This is a genomic window from Bacillus sp. T33-2 (genome assembly GCF_002860205.1).
Classification (GTDB): domain Bacteria; phylum Bacillota; class Bacilli; order Bacillales; family Cytobacillaceae; genus T33-2.
The window spans coordinates 1-18199 of the sequence record NZ_PGVB01000042.1 but is presented as its reverse complement, the minus strand read 5'-3'; the positions used below and the strand labels follow the sequence as shown (position 1 = coordinate 18199).

Here is an 18199-nt window from a genome sequence, read left to right as displayed (position 1 = left end):
ATAAAAGAAAAGAGGGCTGTGGAGATTATCCCCGCCCTATGCGACTGCCCGTCGCACAAAAAGAAGGGCAATCACGCCCTTCTTCCAGGATAAGAACCTATGATTAAATGTTTATATTGCAATACTAATTATAGCCATTTATATTATTCACTTGCCATCGCCATGAATCAGCACACATTTCATCAATCTCTTTTTCTGCAGTCCAACCTAGAATCCTTTGTGCTTTATGAGGATTCGCGTAGCATTCGGCAATATCCCCGGGTCTTCGCTCTACAATCGTATAAGGAATCTTTTTTCCTGATGCTTTTTCGAAAGCACTCACGACTTCCAAAACACTGTATCCTCTTCCCGTCCCCAAATTATAGGCTTCAACTCCCAAATTACACTGAACAGCTGCCAACGCTTTTAAATGGCCTATTGCAAGATCTACAACATGGATATAATCCCGTACTCCTGTTCCATCGACTGTAGCATAGTCTCCGCCAAATACCTTGAGTTGATTCAGCTTTCCGGCAGCGACCTGTGTGATAAACGGCATCAGGTTGTTCGGGATACCATTGGGATCTTCACCTATTCGGCCGCTCTCATGCGCCCCAATTGGATTGAAATAACGCAACAGTGCTATACTCCAACTATTATCCGAAACAAATAGATCTCTTAAAATTTCTTCTATCATCAGCTTTGTCCTGCCGTACGGGTTGGTGGCACTGAGTGGGAAGTCCTCAGAGATTGGTACCTCTTCAGGCATTCCATAGACAGTAGCAGATGAACTGAATACTAATTTTTTTATACCAAATTGGCTCATGACATTACATAAATTAATAGTGCCGGTAATATTATTATGATAATAATACAGTGGCATTGACACTGATTCCCCTACCGCTTTCAGTCCTGCAAAATGAATCACTGCTTCAATATCATTCTCAGAAAAAACACGCTCTATCCCCTTCATGTCAAGCAAGTCAACCTCATAGGTCTTAAAACTTTTACCCGTTAGCTCTGATACTCTCTGTAAAGCTTCAGCTTTACTGTTGGAGAAATTATCGATTACAACAATTTCATAATTTGCATTTAGGAGCTCAACGCAAGTATGGGTGCCGATATATCCCGCGCCTCCAGTTACAAGTACAGCCAATGAAGTCACTCCATTCAGTTTCTATTTATATTTAAAGAACAAACATTATTTAACTTGTTCTTGCTCATTAACCTGCTTTGAATTTCTCTGTACTGGTGTTGTGCCTGGAGTATCGAACATTTCTGAGATACTTGTTTGTGTTGCATATGGGAATTGATAGGTGTACTCAGGGATCACCTTTCCAACCAAAGCCGCCTCTTTCTCCCATTCGTCTTTAATCGTAAAAGTTTGCGTGTTTTTAATCGATCTTAAAGGATCGAAATATTTCTTTTTAAAAACGTGCTGCTCAGGTCTCAAGCCTAAGAAATTCATGACTGCCAACACAGTGGAATCATAGTTGTAAATTAAATCCTCGAACTGGATAAACATGACTTTATCAGGATTATCATTGGCAGTTTCGACTCCCCGAACTCTTTTCCAATAGTCGGCAAATTCTTCAGGAGTGACAGGGAAAATAGGGTTCCCATTCCCCAATGGCGGCTTATACCAGTAGTTTTTATTTAAATTGTATAAGTCCCTTGCATCACGCATTACAATAATCGCCTTAAAGTTATCATCAAAATAATTATCAATTAGCTTGGTTTGCTGCGGCCAAAGCAGATGGTCATAAATCATTATCTGCTTTCCAGGTTCTGCACACATGTCAAAATAATTATTGACAAAGTTTTTTGCAGCCTTAAAAAACTCCTCTTCAGTGGGCATGGAAAAATACATCTGTTTTTTATCATAAACATAAGTTCTTCCCCATTTAGTCACAGGTCGTCTGTAAACAATTTTTGCAGCGACCTGCAAAAGTACTTTGAACCAGGAGAATTTTACATACTTATAATGACTATACGTTGTACCCTCAATTCTCACACTGATTTCCTCAACAAACTGATGGACGGCTTTTATAAAGTCATCACCAACAAGCGATTTATAAGAACCAAACCATCCAAAGTCGTTATTGTTAAGCCACTCCATGCTGCTGATAAACGAAGAAATCGCTGTATCAGAACGCATCGAAGTATTTACGTTCATGAGTATTGCACCAAGATCAAAAAGTCCGTTGTCAGCGTAAAATGGTATATGTTCATACTCTTTGTTTTTCCCAAAAGGCACTCCACAAACATCAAATTCCTTCAATAAGTCAATCACAGCTGAAGAGCCTGTTCCAACATAACCTGTTACCGCCACATTTAGTCTCTTAGTCATCTATGCTTCAGATCCTATCTTATTTAATAATTTTTCTAATTGACTTGAAATAACCTCAGGAGCAAAGTCTTTAATTCTCTCATTTCCCCTACGTGCATATTCCGAATACTGCGCTTCATCTGTCAATAGTTGATTGATTTTATCTGCCATTGACCCAGCATCTTTTACCGGACAAATAAGACCGTAGTCACCCTCACCCAGGATTTCCCTCACTCCCGGCTTACTATCCGTGGCAACAATTGGAACCCCAAATGACATAGACTCCAGCAAGACAGTTGGCAGCCCTTCTGAAGGACTGGAATGAACAAATATTCTTGCGGCCTTATAATAATTTTGAACATCATTTTGAGTACCTTCAAAAACGATGAGATTCGAAACATCATTATCCCGAGCATACATTTCCACATTAGCCCGGCTTGGACCATCACCGACAAAGACAGTCTTTACAAGTTTATTGTATTTTTCTTTTAATATTTTGATGGCATCTATCACAGTGAGATGGTCCTTCTGAGAAGAAAACCTTCCGACCATTAAAGCAAATTCCCCATACTCTGTTTTCAGTTTTTCTATCTTTTCGTCGTCTTGTACCCTATCTTTGATAAAGACAGGATTATATATTTTGGTTATATTACAGTCTTTCAATTTATTAGTTATAAGTGCTTCTTCCTGTGAATCATTTGAAAGAACCACGAGGTTTTTCATCTTATTGTATAAAAAAGCAAAGCCAGGTGAAATAAGGAAATACCCACTCAGGGATCCATGGACCCATGCCAGTCGTTTACGTGTATTCACATAACTTGCTGCATAAGTTAAATCATTATAATGTCCAGAAAAAGCGATGGCTAGATCATATTTTTTGAAGCTTCCTTTGAATAGTTTCATAATTGGTGTTAAAAAAGATAAAACAGAATAAATGACAGGAAAGGCAACCTTACCCCATTTGTATCTTTTGGCTAGAACCCAGTATGATTCAGGGCAAAGTGTTTTCGGGAAATTCACATATCTGACATTACATTCTTGCGGTATTTCCTTGACTATATCCTCAACCTTTGGGTTTAATATATAAACGTCTAACTTGTGGCCCTGTCTTATCATTAAATTCATATAGTCTATCGATACTCGTTCAATTCCACCATACACCATGCAGTCAAGAATAAATGCTATCCTCAAATTTTATCACTCCCAAGGGTGCTATTGATCAGCTGGCATTCGTTTTATTACGACACCCATCACTTTAGATTTAATCATCTTATATTCCTGCCTATACACGAGTCTGTTAAGAAGCAGTATAGACATTGCAGCCATTAAAGTACACAAAAATCCGGTTAAGATGAAGTCAATATAATTGGTAATATTGGAATCAATAACATTTGTGCACAAAATATATGTCAGTACACCGAATACGGTGTTAAATGCAATTGTTTTTAAAGTAGGATTCATACTCCCATATATATAATCTTTGGAAATTTGTTTTATTAAGATTAAAATCCTATAGCTATAAGCAAGCAGCCAGGCCAGCAGAACGCCTGTTGCACCCCAAACATGAACAAATATTAGGCTTAACACAAATCCTACCACTGCCTCAACGATGGCTGAAAGCCTTGTTTCTCTGTACAGGCCGGCGGCATTCATAATAGACATTGAAGGTACTCTGACATTATGCAGGACCCCGATTAAAACGAAAAGAACAGCGAATTCGGGGCGAATGTAATCCGCATCAGTGAACCCTTGGGTATAAAGACTTTGAAAAGGTAAAAACAGGATTGCAACAACAACATAGGTGATGCTTACCAACGGATAAAACAAAGATTCGTACAAATGAAAATTGGCTTTCAACAACTCTTTATTCCGTTCCGATATTATATCTCCAAATATTGCTTGGAACCCGTTCATGAAAACAGCTAACAACATAATAACCATATTATGAACTAGCAGGTATACGGAAAATACACTTACTTCTTTAAGCCCTAAGAAAACAGTAATCATAATGATAGGTGTATTGGCCAAAACCAGGCTTACGATTTGATGTATGAGAACATCCCATTTTTTATTTAGGGCATTATTATCGGGAACTTCACCATAGTTAATTTTTTTAAAATTTTTCGCTATATACATTTTCAGAAAAACAAACCTTAAAACAAAAAGGCAGGAGGCGATTAATTGCACTAATACTGGATTTGTTTCCAACAGTATAAGAATCACAGATGCGGCAATATTTAATAGCAAACCTCCGGTTTGAATGTAAGACACAATATATCCCTTTTGCGCTGCAGTTAAAAGGACATTATACTTGCCAATCAAAAAGAACTCTGCCACTCCGCTAATGCCGAGCGCCAGCACCATAAAGAAGGACAAGTTCCATGGTATCTGGTTTGCGACGACATACGGATAGCCAACAGCTAATAACAAAACGAGACCTAAAAAAATCCACCCGGATTTTATATAATGGGTCTTAGTTGCAGATAGTATAGAATTTACAGCTTTATAATTTTTTTCTTTTAATGGAGAATAAAGAATTGCCATTGATGCATAACCTATACCGGCTTCAACAAGAGCGAGATAGACCAGAAATTGCTTAATGGATGATATAAGGCCATTAATTTCCGAACCATAAGTCATTATAAATAGTTTCGGCAGTATAAGACCTGATATCGCAGTGATAACACTAAGCGATAAAGCAGCGATTAAATTATTCAATGCATTCTTGCTTCTCATATAGATTGCTCCTATTTAATGCTTTTTGATTGAATATGAAAAGACCTCAATTATCTTCATGGTTGTCACCAATCGTCTGCGTTTTGATTTCTTTTACTTTCCGCATTAAAAGGACACCAATAAAAACAGACAGTACGAGATAAGTTATTTGATCTACAAAAAATATAGAAGAGCGACGAGGAAAAGTTAATAATGAGTACAGGCCCACTAATTTAATATATAGAGTCAACCTGTTATTCAGTATGTGGCTTAAATCTGCATAGCCTAATAATCGGCCGATTATTAGCCCCCAGATAAATATTACGATAATTCCCCAATAACCAAAATTGTAATAGCTTTCAGCCACCATGGAGAATCCTGGCCCAAAATCCATGTCATACTGATTTTTTAGCCATTCATCTAAGGCAGCTGTTTCATTATATTGGCTAAACAGACCAGTAAAATCCAAGTTGGCTGGAATAATAGTGAAGATGGAAGCCAGATAGGACTCCCCATATTTATATTTGAGATCATCGGGGATGACATCAATTGTCATATAGAGTGGTGAAATTGAGTATCCCAGTTCACCGATAGTTTCAACTATCGGGTTAGAAACAATGGAATCCTGCAGTTCACTGAAGAAACTGCTAAACGATTTATTTTCGATAATCCTAAAATTAGCTAGAGTCGGTATTAAAATAATTATCAGACCAAGAACCAATCCAAGTTTCACCAGGGATTGTTTGTTGAATTTTTTTCCAGTAATATGACTATAGAAAAGCAACGTTAAAAAGATGGCAATGCCTTCTGTACGGCCACCACCAACCAATAAAATACCTGCATACATATAAGCGATTACCTTGACTACATTCGCCTTATAATCGTCTTTCTTTAGAGACGTTAATAATAAGATACAGCTTGGGATAAAAAGATATTGTAAAAAAACAAATACAAAAAACTCGTTAATTGGGTTTGAATACGTTTCATTATATCCATGCATCAATGAAATAATAGTTTCCTGGAGGGAAATATAAAATGCAGGAATGATAGAAAGAAAAAATATGATATACCCCATTTTCCGAAGTATTTGTGGGTCACTATTTACCAGACGAAGCGACCCGTTGAAAGATGGTTTTCGCTTATTGGAAACAAGTGCACCAAGATTGAAGATGATAAGACTGAAAACAGTATAGATTGAGCCATTAATTACTGTCTTTTCGTTAAATCGTTCGAATACGAAATAATCATAATCGAAAGGTAACAGAATCAGGAAACATTGGCCGAAATGAAATAAAAAAAAAGCATAATAGAACATAATATAAGGACTAAACAAATAGCCTGTTTCTTTGTAATAAAAAAATACAGAAAATGCAAAGGCCAGTGTACCTGTTAAAGATACAATATACAGCTGTGTGTTAAACTCAAATCCTGCAAAAGGAAGGAAACAGACCAGAATGAGAATGGATGCACAACATAAAACCAGTTGGTATATCATTGTCATACCAAGCGCATTTTTTATATTTTGAATAAACATTACCGTCTCCTAGTCTAAAATTATTTAGGAATGTCTATGTCAGATTAACCATATGGAAAGACAAACTATAACCGGTTATGAAAAACCTAATCGTGTTTTATATCAAAAAGGAAACATTTAAATATCCTGTAGTTTACAAGTCATTAATTGTTTAATTTTTATCTTTTGTCGCTCTCATTGCGGAAATTGAAAAGGTTCAGCTTAAGAACCCTCAGCTTCCAGTAAATTGCATGAACCTTAGAAATCAGCAAGATCAATATAAATAAAACTAATGTGTAACTGCTATATCCTTTCTTAAGAGATATAATTTAGATATACTTGATCCATTTTGTTCATAATGGCATTAAGAGAATATTGTTTTGCGAGTTCAATATTCTTGCTGCTAAATTTACGCCTTAATTCAGGAGAGTTGTATAATGTAATGATCCCTTCTGAAAATTCTTCTACATCCTCGATGCCAACAACAAATCCATTATAATCATTACTCACTAAATCCCGATTCCCCCTGCAGTCAGTAACCACCAGCGGAAGCCCTGTCGCCATCGCTTCCATAATGTTTACCGGAAGTCCTTCTCTTCTGGATGCAGAAACAGCAAGATCCGATAATTTAAGCAAGCTGGGGATGTCACTTCTATGACCGAGAAAGTGAATATTTTCACTTAAGCCAAGTTGTTGAACTTGTTGTCTGTATTTGTGACCGAGAGTTCCTTCACCTGCAAATAATAATTTGATATTCGGAACTTTACCTTTTAGCCTGCTTATTGCCTCAATTAACAAATCCTGATGTTTATTTTGATTCAATTCAGCAGTGTATAATAAAATAAAATCGTTATCGCTATACTGATATTTCCGCCTCAATTCTTGTTTTTCTGCAGTCGTCTGCGGTGAAAACCTGTCCAAATCCACCCCCACACCGTGAACCAGTGTCGTAGCTCCAGATTTAAAGCGGTGATTAATTGTGTTGTTATAATCCTCGTTATTAATCGTAATAAGGTCATCCGTATACCGAGAAAGGATTTTTTCAATAGGGAAATACAGCAGCCAATTAAGTACAGACGCGCCCTTATAAAAATGAAATCCGTGAGCCGTGTATAATACACTAGTCCCCTTGTTTCTCGCATGTCTGGCAGCCAGACGACCAATTACACCGCCCATTGGAGTGTGACAATGAATAAGAGTGTAATCATTTTGATCAACAATCTTTTTCAGCCCCCGATATGCTGTTACATTCGAAAGCTTATAAGGGGATCTTTGAAATGGGAGAACATGTTTTTGATCACAATAAGGTATTTGTTCATTTCCCGAGCACGCTACGTGTACTTCAAATCCCTTATCTTTAAAATATTTTAAATAGGGAACATGAAATTTCAAAATGTGGCCTTTATCTACTGTTGCAACAAACAATATTTTTTTCACCATTTACCTCGCCTCATGCATCTATTTCGATTGTTTAAACTCCGCAATTTCTTCTGCTATCCCGTCTCCGAAAGGCATAGGCGAAAAATTAAAATCGGATTTTGCAAGATCATGGCTATAAGCCCTGTCTTCACCCATACGGAGAACTTGTTCAACAACATCTATCTTGCCTAAGGATAGAATTTTTATTGTCTTCGCAGCCAATACACCAATTTGCATCGGTATATTAACAAACATTGTACGTTTAGTTAATTTATCACTGATTATTGTCAACGCTTCTTTAACACTGATTGGTTGATGGCCAGACAAATCATATTGTTTATTTGCTGTACTTGCAGGATTTACCAAAACATCATAATACGCTTTCCCTAAGTCCCTGGCGTTTACCGGTTGTATAAGACCCTTACCATTATCAATCAACGGGTAAATCCTCATACTATCAATCATTTTAATAAATTTACTCATATTATAGTCACACATATCACCATAAATCATGGTTGGCCTCAATATCGTCAAATCAATCTTATCTTTTGCTTTGCTCAACACTTCAGATTCGATTCTGATATATTCTTCCGATGCAGACTTAAATTGAGAGTATATTCCCGTGGTGTGCACAAGAATAGCCCGGCTCACCTGATTTTTAATTGCAGCCTCAATTATTACCGGAGAATGATGAATATTATAGATATGCATGATCGTTGTGATATCTTTCATAATCTCATTTACAAATGATGAGTCATCCAAATCTCCAACTGCCAGCTCAAAGTCAAGACCACTATTTTCGAGAAGCTTTATATTACTATTTTCCCTCACTACACATCTAATTTTCCCGTTATACTGATTATCTATCAGGTGCTGGAGAAAATACCTGCCAGTATGGCCGGTGACACCCGTTATCAATAGCATTGTTAATCCCCCTACTTATTCTTAAACCAGAGTCATCATTTAAACTCTCGCTTTTATCCCCGTTTTACCCTCTTTGACCCCTTCACTTTTAAGCACACTAAAAACAGTTTTTAAAAATATCTTCAGGTCAAAGCTGAAACTCATGCGTTTAACGTATTCTCCGTCTAGCTTCGCTTTTACATCAATAGGAACTTCGTCTCTGCCGTTTATTTGTGCCCAACCAGTTAAACCCGGATAAATATTATTCGCACCATACTTATCTCTTTCAGAAATTAAATCATACTGGTTCCAAAGAGCCGGTCGTGGTCCTACTATGCTCATTTCACCCTTGATGATGTTTACAATTTGCGGCAATTCATCCAGACTAGTTTTTCTAAGTACTTTACCAATCGATGTAATATATGCCTCAGGATTATCCAACATATGAGTGGGCATATTTTTTGGTGTGTCGGTCCTCATTGTTCTAAATTTTAAAATGTAAAAATTCTTTTTGTCTTTTCCTACACGTTTTTGCATAAAAAAAACTGGTCCTGGTGAATCCAACTTAATCAATATTGCCAGAATAAGAAACAGAGGCCAGATTAATATTAAAGTGATGCATGCTGTTACAGCATCTATTATTCTCTTAATTTTTGGGTAAACATTCATACATAAAACCCCTTTATTTGGATGAGCAAGTATATTTTCAAAAATCATGCAGACAACACAAACGTCGAAGCGACAGATAATTTTTTCAACATTTAATAGAATAAGCAAGCCAGACAACAGGGTCTTAGCAACAAATTCATTCATTTGCCTCTGGTGCCTGGATAGTCCGTGTCATTTTTGCTAAAATGCTATTTTGCCACCTTATAGATGTTGTTCGCCCGGCGATTAGCCAGATTTATAACGTATTCCTTTAAATCTGGTGCGCTGAAGTTTTCAAACTGCTCAAGTAGATAATTAACTTCATCTTCCTGTTCAAATACAGCTTTTCCGATAAAAATTTTCGGGAATACCGGAATCTTATGAATCTCTTTATCATTTAGAAGCTCTTCAAACATCTTTTCTCCAGGCCGGATTCCTGAGTACTGAATTGTTATCTCCTCTAAAGAATAACCCGACAGCTTTATCAAGTTCTTTGCGAGATCTACGATTTTAACAGGTTCCCCCATATCAAGAACAAATATCTCTCCGCCTCTGGCGAGCGATCCAGCCTGGATCACCAACCGGGAGGCTTCCGGGATGGTCATGAAATATCTGGTCATATCAGGATGAGTTACCGTTACAGGACCACCAGACTGTATTTGTTTTTTGAAGAGAGGAATCACACTGCCACGGCTTCCCAGCACATTCCCAAAACGAACAGCAACAAATTTGGTGCTGCTTTGTTTACTACGCTGCTGAATAATCATTTCAGCAATTCTCTTAGTGGATCCCATGACGTTGGTCGGGTTCACCGCTTTATCAGAAGATATTAATACAAAAGTGTTCACCCCAAATGTGTCCGCAGCCTCTGCTACATTCTTGGTCCCAAAAACGTTGTTTTTTACCGCTTCCCGCGGGTTATACTCCATTAACGGAACATGTTTATGGGCAGCAGCATGATAAATCACATGTGGTCTGTGTTCTTCAACTATTTCAAAAACCCTGGTACGGTCCTGAATATCCCCAATGGTCGGGATAATGTCCACTATACCTCCAAATTCATTTCTAAGTTCCATATCGATTTGGTAGATACTATTTTCCCCATGCCCCACTAGTACTATTTTTTTTGGAGAAAACTTGCAAATTTGCCGGCATATTTCGGATCCAATCGAGCCCCCTGCACCAGTGACCATTATTGTTTTTTCAGTTACATATCCCGAAATACTCTCGATGTCCAGTTCAATTGGCTCACGCCCAAGAAGGTCTTCCACTTCGACATCCCTAAATTGACTCACTGGCACCTTACCGAGCATTACATCCTCGATTTTCGGCATGATTTGCGTCTTAACCCTGGATTTGGTGCATTCTTCAAATATTGTGTTCAACTCTTCTCTATCTAGAGACGGAATGGCGATTAATATTTGATCAACGTTGAACTTTTCAACAACCTGGACTATCTCATGGGATTTACCAGCCACTGGGACCCCTAAAATATGCAGCTTATACTTCTTTGGATCATCATCTATGAAGGCAACAGGTGTTAAACCCAGCTCTGTATTTTTCATCAATTGTCGTACAATTAATGTGCCCGCTTGCCCAGCCCCGACAATAAGAACTCTTTTCGTATTTATGCCTGGAAGTATATAACGGTCACGGTATACTCTCCATGAAAAACGTGAACCGCCAATCAGTATGACTAGCAGCATCCATGTATTTAACAGAGCACTGCCATTGAAAGATAGTTTGAAAATATATTGAATGATTGCCGTTGCAAAAACAGAAAAAGTAACTGCCTTCACAATTCCACTCAATTCACCTACACTGGCATATTCCCAAGCCTTATTATACAGAAGGAAGTAGACAGCAAATAATTGATAGCTAAGTAATAATATTAGAGATACAAAAAAAAGATTCTCCGAGCCAAAGGTTTCAATAGATGGTTGAAGTGGTATATGACTTAAACAAAAAGCTGACACAACAATAATAGAGTCCAAACTCGCCAAAAAAAATAAACGTTTATGGTAACTCAACTTTACAAATCCCCCTTTTAGGAATGGCGCACATCGTTAGCGGTCATTAGCATATAAAACTCAACATGCCCGTTTGATTACTTGATCCCTTTTAACTATTATACAACTTTCTTCCCATGACATGTTTCAGAACTTTATTTAAACTTGTAGTATTATACCATAAGCTGGTGAATTTTTGTGCATTTTGTCAAATTATGTGTTTGATTGGTCCCTTTATAAATTTAACAGCAATTACTGTGTATGTTAAGTTCTTTTCTCATTTGGGAATATTTGCATTATGGATATAAAGATATTGATAAACATAGATTCCTGATCAAATAAAAACCCCAGAATACATCGTTGAACAGTATTCCAGGGCGGGTAATTATCACTCTTGATTATTATGTTTAATCAATTATTAATATCTATTTCTTGAAAACCTTTTTTTCACGAGTCTCACAAAAAGCTTACATAATAAATAAAGCAGGGCTAAAGCGAAAAAACCATATAAGCCAATTGTAATATCAGCAAACTCCATATTTCCTCTGCCTGTAATTTTTTGCTGAATCTCGATTGCGAACACTATAACCAGTAAAACTGTTACAGTATAAATAAAAGCTATGGACGTGGTGCTCCATTTTGCTAACATTTTAAAAATCACTTCAGTCATGACAAACAATACTAGTCCAATTACACCTATCACCCAAAAATGCAGGTCTTTGTCAGATAAATTAAAACCTAATGCGCCTGACAACACTACCGGTACATCATGTAAAGGGTTTACGAACTCAGCAATTAATTTAATGGCTTCTTTCATATTTCCTCCCGGTAATTATTCTTTGTTGGTGAAAGAAAAATTCGATTACAATCGATCCAAAAATTTGCATCTTCACCTCTTTCATTACGGATTTTACCTTGTAATCAGTCAGGTGACAACGTCTAATCAGTAGTTACCATAGTGAAGATAACGGCTATCCACTCTTTGAGTTATTATCAGGAGAAGGGCATTCTGTAATTTGCATGTGAGCTATGAGGAGGCCTTTTTAATGACAGCGTTTAATTTATGTCAATTGTCGATACCTAGAACTACAGGAACATGCAAAACTGGAACCAAAAAAAGAAGAACTGCCACCAGTCCTTCAGAATATTAAGAGCTTGAGGAAAATATGCGGTGCTCTCTATTAATTTTCCTCAACTTCTGATCCCTAATTTTTTTATTATCCGTCTCATATATTTCATATAACTAAAAAACATTGCTCCGATTATCAATAACTTAGAAAAAACGGAAGAAGAGATGGTGAAAATCCGTTTAAGAGTATCTATTTCTTCTATCTGCATTTTTTTCATATCACCAGTCAAACCAGCGTCCCCAAAATCACCTTTAAATGAGTAACTTAGAGGAGTTTGAAGCTTTTTCACCTGTAAGCCTTTAGTCAAAATCTGCAACCATAAAAGATAATCTTCGGACCTTTTTTTTCCTGGATTAAAGTGTACGATATCCTTTTTATTTTTAACCATTACAGTTCTAGTATAAATTTCATTAATGAATAATGATTTTATTAATCCTATTTTTTTATCCTTAAAATTTTTAGTGCTAAATCTTTCAATAATACTTTCTTGGTATTCACTTATTGATACTTTCTTCGTCTCGTGGCTGCTTAGAAACACTTGTTTATTTTCGTTCATGAAATTGAATTGAATTTCTAATTTTTGCGGATGCCAGGTATCATCTGAATCTAAAAATGCTATAAATGAACCTGCAGCATTTTCAATACCAATGTTCCGGGCATGTGATACACCGTGATTTCTATTCAGTGCTATAAGTTTACATTCCATTTCGTGATGGACAGAAGCCGGAAATGTTTTTTTTATGATATCAACTGAATCATCCCAACTGCAATCATCAATAATGATTAATTGTTTTGGCAAGCACGTTTGGCTTAACACCGAGTTTATAGTTCTCTCGATAGTATCCCTTGAATTAAAACAAGGAATTATTACAGTAACATCAATTATGTCCATGTCAACCCCCGTAAAATTGATATATACATATATAACGATAAGCTACTTCTATCAATAGTTTTGGTTTCCTCACTTTTACTAATTTAACAGGATAATAAAAATAATTAAACACCTTTTTTAATCTGGAATGTTTTTTCCTATTGATACCTATGCGCTCTACTTGAAACACGACAATGTCAAGAAGCCATAGAGTAATGGGCACAAGCCAGCCTGAGGCTGTAGAACGAAAATTTAAAAGGTTGTGACTAGATAATGGACCATTTCTGAATCTATTATGTCGTCGTCACGCCACTTGTGGCATTATGTGAGTAATAAACACACTCGGCGACCGGATATGGGGAGTCATTATCAATGTATTGCATAAACACCCAGAATCAAAATAATCAGAACCATCTAATTGTTCCTATCATGGTATGATTGCCTCCCTTAGAGGCAGTATTGTTGACACTGTTCTAGCACAAACTATCAAATAAATAATTGTGTACACATTAATAATAAAAAAACAAGTTCGGGATATGTGGTAATATTCATGCCAAAGTATATTCATTATTTGTGTTCAAAAACTGCATTCGAGCCTTCTAGTATATAAAAAAAATAGTAGTGCGAACCAATGCATAGGTCTGCACCACTAATCTGAATTTATGTTTCGATTTATATAGAACTCAAGCACGTTGATAATCAGAAAAATGATAATCTCCCATTGTGGTTCTTCGGACTGCAATTGGTTTCACGACAAGCTGAAGGAAGATGTTATCTGCTTTCAATAACCTTAGAGAAAGGGGGTTATAAAGGACTTCTCATTTGAGCTCGTTACACGCTTTCTAAAAAACCAATGGAAAATTATTTGCACCGCGTGGAAATTAGATTTGATATATAATCGGTAATATTTATCAAAAATAACATACGTTAATAAATGTTAAAATACATCTCAATTCCGTCAGCGATGGCTTGTGCTAATATGTTTTGGTAAGAATCTGTTACTAAATTTTGACGTTCGTTTGAATTATTAATAAAACCAAGCTCCAATAATGTGGCAGGCATAGCTGCTTCCCGAATTACTGCGAATGAATCTCCATCAGTTCCGCGGTCATTTGCCCCTGTATAAGCAACCATTTTTTGGTTAATGATGTTTGCGAGACTCACACTCTTTGCGATTCTCTCTGGGTTATTATGCATAATTTGATTGATTCTTGACGGGTAATTTGGGTTATATTCATAGTAAAACGACTCTATACCATTAGCAGTAGTTGTTCCTGATCCTGTAGAGTTGGTATGGATACTAACGAAAACATCTGCTTTTAAATTGTTGGCCATTTGCGGACGGTCCAGCAATGCTACGGTAGTATTGCTATGGCGTGACATATAAACCATAAAGCCACGTGCTTCCAATAATGCTTGAGCTTTTTTCGCTACAGCTAAATTTATATCCGCTTCACGATAGCCGCCAGCAACTGCACCAGGATCGGATCCGCCATGTCCTGGATCTAAAAATACTTTCGTTGGCTGCTTAACTACCTGCTTGAATGCCCCCGTCTCACTGACTGATTCACCTTCACCTTTAGGGACTAACTTTATTTCAATAGCTTCCAGTCGTTTCGAAAGCCCTTCTGATCCAGCTTTCATCCCGTTTTTAGCCCAACCTAACCAGCCGTATGATTCAATATGGACACGATAATACACATCATAGCGATTTGCCATGTCACCAGTCAGATTTATTATGATAGCTTCCATTCGCTTACTTTGGCCAGATGTACCGGATATTTCACCATCCGCTACATTATTTAGCCAGCCGTAATCTTGCACATGCGTTGAATATGTTATGCCGCCACTGTACGGAGAGCCTTGTAAACTTATTCTAATTGCTTCTAAGCGTTTCGCTTGCATTGTAGTTCCGCTCATTGCCCCGTCTGCCACGAGATCAAGCCAGGCGTAATCTTGAACATGAGTGGAATAAAATACAGACGGTGTAACAAATGGTTTAGCTACCGAGCCAGGAGCGTTTGTGCCTTTTTGGACTACAACAATCTGAATAGCTTCCAACCGTTTTGCAAGCCCTTCTGATCCAGCTTTCATCCCGTTTTTAGCCCAATCCAACCAGCCATATGATTCAATGTGGACACGATAATAAACATCATAGTGGTTTGCCATGTCACCAGTCAACTGCATTTTAATTGCTTCCAGACGCTTACTTTGTCCAGATGTACCGGACATTTCACCATTTGCTGCATTATTCAGCCAGCCATAATCTTGGACATGCGTTGAATATGTGATGCCTCCACTGTAGGGAAAGCCCTGTAAATGTATTTTAATTGCTTCCAGTCGCTTACTTTGTCCGGAAGTACCGGATATTTCACCATTCAATACATTATTCAGCCAGCTATAATCTTGAACGTGCGTCGAATAAACGACAGATGGGCTGACATTTGAGAGCTTTATGGCTGCCTCTTGTGTACTGAGTAAGGTTAATTCATCAGAGTGTGGTATATCATTTAAACCATCTTCTGGTACTTCTGCCATAGCATTTAACGAATCATATTTTTCTTTCGTTATCTCTGTCTTTGCGTCTGTTTCATCAGAAGAATAGTAACTGAAGCCTTGATCTTCAATTACCGTACCATACTCATCAAACGTTTCTGTTTTTTCAATGGACGTGCCATTTTTGTTTTCAGATACAACCGTAATTCGGTCATGTAACTCAAGAGGTTTTACTACTTCTACTTTATATGAGTCAGAAACCGATAATCGATAGTGAATACTTTCATTATTAGTGAGAGTTATTTGAGTGAGTTCATTGGCAACAAGCATCGTTACGTCTTCCGTTTGCTTCGATGAATCAGTATGAACGTCAATGGTTCCCTTAACAGTCGATTTCGATTCATCTGTCCAGCCAGACAATGTCAATGTTGTGTTTTCATTGACAGGAATCTTTTGTTCCTCGCCATTATAGTGGATGAAATAATAACTGGAATCTGTATCGAAATTTCCAGAATATATTCTCTCAAATGCATTGGCAACGACTTCTTGTGTAAGGCATACATACCCTGTCAGTAAAATACAAAGCAGTAATAAAGCTTTTCTGCGCATTATCTAACTCCTAACAAATTTTTGTACTATGTCTCATGGCATTTGCAAAGGAACAATGTGAGTCAAACATAAAACAATGCAAGACTAACAGTATTGCTATCTCTGTAAAACTGAGGTAATGGTCGATATCAGTGACATATCATGCATGCTGTTTTTCTAACACATCCTTTAGTTTTTATTAAACTCCATCAGTTTATCAATTAAAATAATAGAGTTCATTTATATATATCGGAATAATACCTGAAAATATTAGACCGTTACCACTAGAGGAATGAAAAATAGCACATTTGTCCTACTGGTAAATGTAGGTAAATACTAGTCTGGCCTTCGCTTCTTTATAGTTATGGCTATAAAAAATGATATACATGCTTTCTGTCTTTCTATCAATCGACAATCAAGGGATTAAAATGAAAGGATATTTTTTTTGAATACCCATATGAATACATTAAAGGCTCTGGGAATTATTATTGTAGTTACGGGCCACATTGCCGGCTACGTTTTTCCTCCATATTCATTTCATATGCCTTTATTCGTTTTTATTTTTGGTTACTTTTACAAGACTAGCCATCAGGCCCGTATCTTCAATTATGTTAAAAAGAAATTTAAAGACTTGGTTATTCCTTACTACAAGTGGAATTTATTCTATGGCATTCTTGTATTCATATTAACAAGTATTAACCTTATAACTTTTGGACAGTCATTAAGTTTTCATAGTTTTTTTGTAGAATCATGGTTGAGTGGTCATCAATATTTATTCAATTTAGCAGCATGGTTTGTGTTATCTTTGTTCCTTATTCAAATTATTTATATTTTATCCGGAGCTCTATTAAATAAGTTTGGAATTTCAAATGAATTCTTGTTAATGGGGATATACCTGGTGATAGGTTTGGGTCAACGTTTTATGCTTCTAAACAAACGGTAAATTTGTATCCTTATTACTAGGTAGTAAGAGTGTTGTTCGGACTACCTTTTTTCATTTAGGATGCTTGTATAAAACCAAACTTCAATCTTTTGATCGGTTTAATTCCCTTACATTTATAGGATTACTAATTTATCAAGCCATCATTACTTATTACTACCAAGACACTACAATCACCATGGTTAGTGGTTATTTTGGGAACGCAGTTTTTAAACCATTCATTGTTCCTTTGTCCGGTATTTGGCTGTTCATACACTTGGCAGACATGATTGATAAGAAGTTTAAAAATGACAAATTATTGTCCTATATCGGGCAGCACACTTGGGACATTATGCTTCATCATATGTTTATCATTAGGTTAGTGAATCTATCTTTCTTCAGTCTCAACAAATATGGACTGCTTGTTGATAGTCTTTCCCAATTCGAGATCAATCGTTTTGTAGGTGATATTTATTACAGATATGGGTTACCGCAAACATATATCATTTTTGTGTTAGCTGCGAGCTTACTCCCATTGGTTCCAAAATATACAGCTGATCTATTAAAGAAAAGGAAACAGGCTCGAAATAAAATTACAGTAACCAAAGCATCATAATAAATAAAGTAGGGAAACCTCTCTCAAGGCTTCCCCCTTATCAAACCGTACGTGCCCTATTAAG

At 36.8% G+C, this 18199-nt stretch carries 13 protein-coding genes; 1 reads left to right on the top strand and 12 read right to left on the bottom strand.

Translation table 11 applies throughout. The features are described 5' to 3' along the window. Positions 1 to 124: 124 nt before the first annotated feature. The 12 genes from galE to CVD19_RS21755 all read right to left on the bottom strand — a co-directional run bounded on the left by galE (position 125) and on the right by CVD19_RS21755 (position 16621). Positions 125 to 1135, bottom strand: a complete 1011-nt coding sequence (gene galE / locus CVD19_RS21810; protein ID WP_101585295.1) for a UDP-glucose 4-epimerase GalE — start codon at positions 1133 to 1135, stop codon at positions 125 to 127. Positions 1136 to 1180: 45 nt separating this feature from the next. Further along, a complete protein-coding gene (locus CVD19_RS21805) occupies positions 1181 to 2260 on the bottom strand; it encodes a sulfotransferase domain-containing protein (protein ID WP_180953741.1) in 1080 nt (359 codons plus the stop codon). A 69-nt stretch (positions 2261 to 2329) separates the two neighbouring features. Beyond that, complete coding sequence (locus CVD19_RS21800) at positions 2330 to 3499, bottom strand: glycosyltransferase (RefSeq protein WP_101585293.1); 1170 nt, start codon at positions 3497 to 3499, stop codon at positions 2330 to 2332. Between the two features lie 21 nt (positions 3500 to 3520). After that, positions 3521 to 5044 (bottom strand): lipopolysaccharide biosynthesis protein, encoded by a 1524-nt coding sequence (locus CVD19_RS21795; RefSeq protein WP_101585292.1) that lies wholly within the window; start codon positions 5042 to 5044, stop codon positions 3521 to 3523. Positions 5045 to 5090: 46 nt separating this feature from the next. Next, positions 5091 to 6557, bottom strand: a complete 1467-nt coding sequence (gene wzy / locus CVD19_RS21790; RefSeq protein WP_101585291.1) for an O-antigen polysaccharide polymerase Wzy — start codon at positions 6555 to 6557, stop codon at positions 5091 to 5093. Positions 6558 to 6851: 294 nt separating this feature from the next. Continuing rightward, on the bottom strand, positions 6852 to 7976 hold the full coding sequence (locus CVD19_RS21785) for a glycosyltransferase family 4 protein (protein WP_101585290.1): 1125 nt from the start codon (positions 7974 to 7976) through the stop codon (positions 6852 to 6854). A gap of 18 nt (positions 7977 to 7994) precedes the next feature. Continuing rightward, complete coding sequence (locus CVD19_RS21780; RefSeq protein WP_101585289.1) at positions 7995 to 8879, bottom strand: SDR family oxidoreductase; 885 nt, start codon at positions 8877 to 8879, stop codon at positions 7995 to 7997. Between the two features lie 39 nt (positions 8880 to 8918). After that, positions 8919 to 9527, bottom strand: a complete 609-nt coding sequence (locus CVD19_RS21775) for a sugar transferase (protein WP_101585288.1) — start codon at positions 9525 to 9527, stop codon at positions 8919 to 8921. A gap of 188 nt (positions 9528 to 9715) precedes the next feature. Then, positions 9716 to 11536, bottom strand: coding sequence for a polysaccharide biosynthesis protein (locus CVD19_RS21770; RefSeq protein WP_101585287.1), 1821 nt, complete (start codon positions 11534 to 11536; stop codon positions 9716 to 9718). 397 nt (positions 11537 to 11933) lie between these two features. Next, positions 11934 to 12332, bottom strand: a complete 399-nt coding sequence (locus CVD19_RS21765) for a hypothetical protein (RefSeq protein ID WP_101585286.1) — start codon at positions 12330 to 12332, stop codon at positions 11934 to 11936. Positions 12333 to 12706: 374 nt separating this feature from the next. Beyond that, positions 12707 to 13537: a glycosyltransferase family 2 protein gene (locus tag CVD19_RS21760; RefSeq protein WP_101585285.1), complete on the bottom strand. Its 831-nt coding sequence runs from the start codon at positions 13535 to 13537 to the stop codon at positions 12707 to 12709. A gap of 906 nt (positions 13538 to 14443) precedes the next feature. Continuing rightward, entirely contained in the window at positions 14444 to 16621 is a 2178-nt protein-coding gene (locus CVD19_RS21755; RefSeq protein WP_101585284.1) for an N-acetylmuramoyl-L-alanine amidase, read from the bottom strand. 436 nt (positions 16622 to 17057) lie between these two features. Between CVD19_RS21755 and CVD19_RS25980 the strand changes: the two genes are divergently transcribed. Further along, positions 17058 to 17543, top strand: coding sequence for an acyltransferase family protein (locus CVD19_RS25980; protein WP_374702917.1), 486 nt, complete (start codon positions 17058 to 17060; stop codon positions 17541 to 17543). Positions 17544 to 18199: the final 656 nt, after the last annotated feature.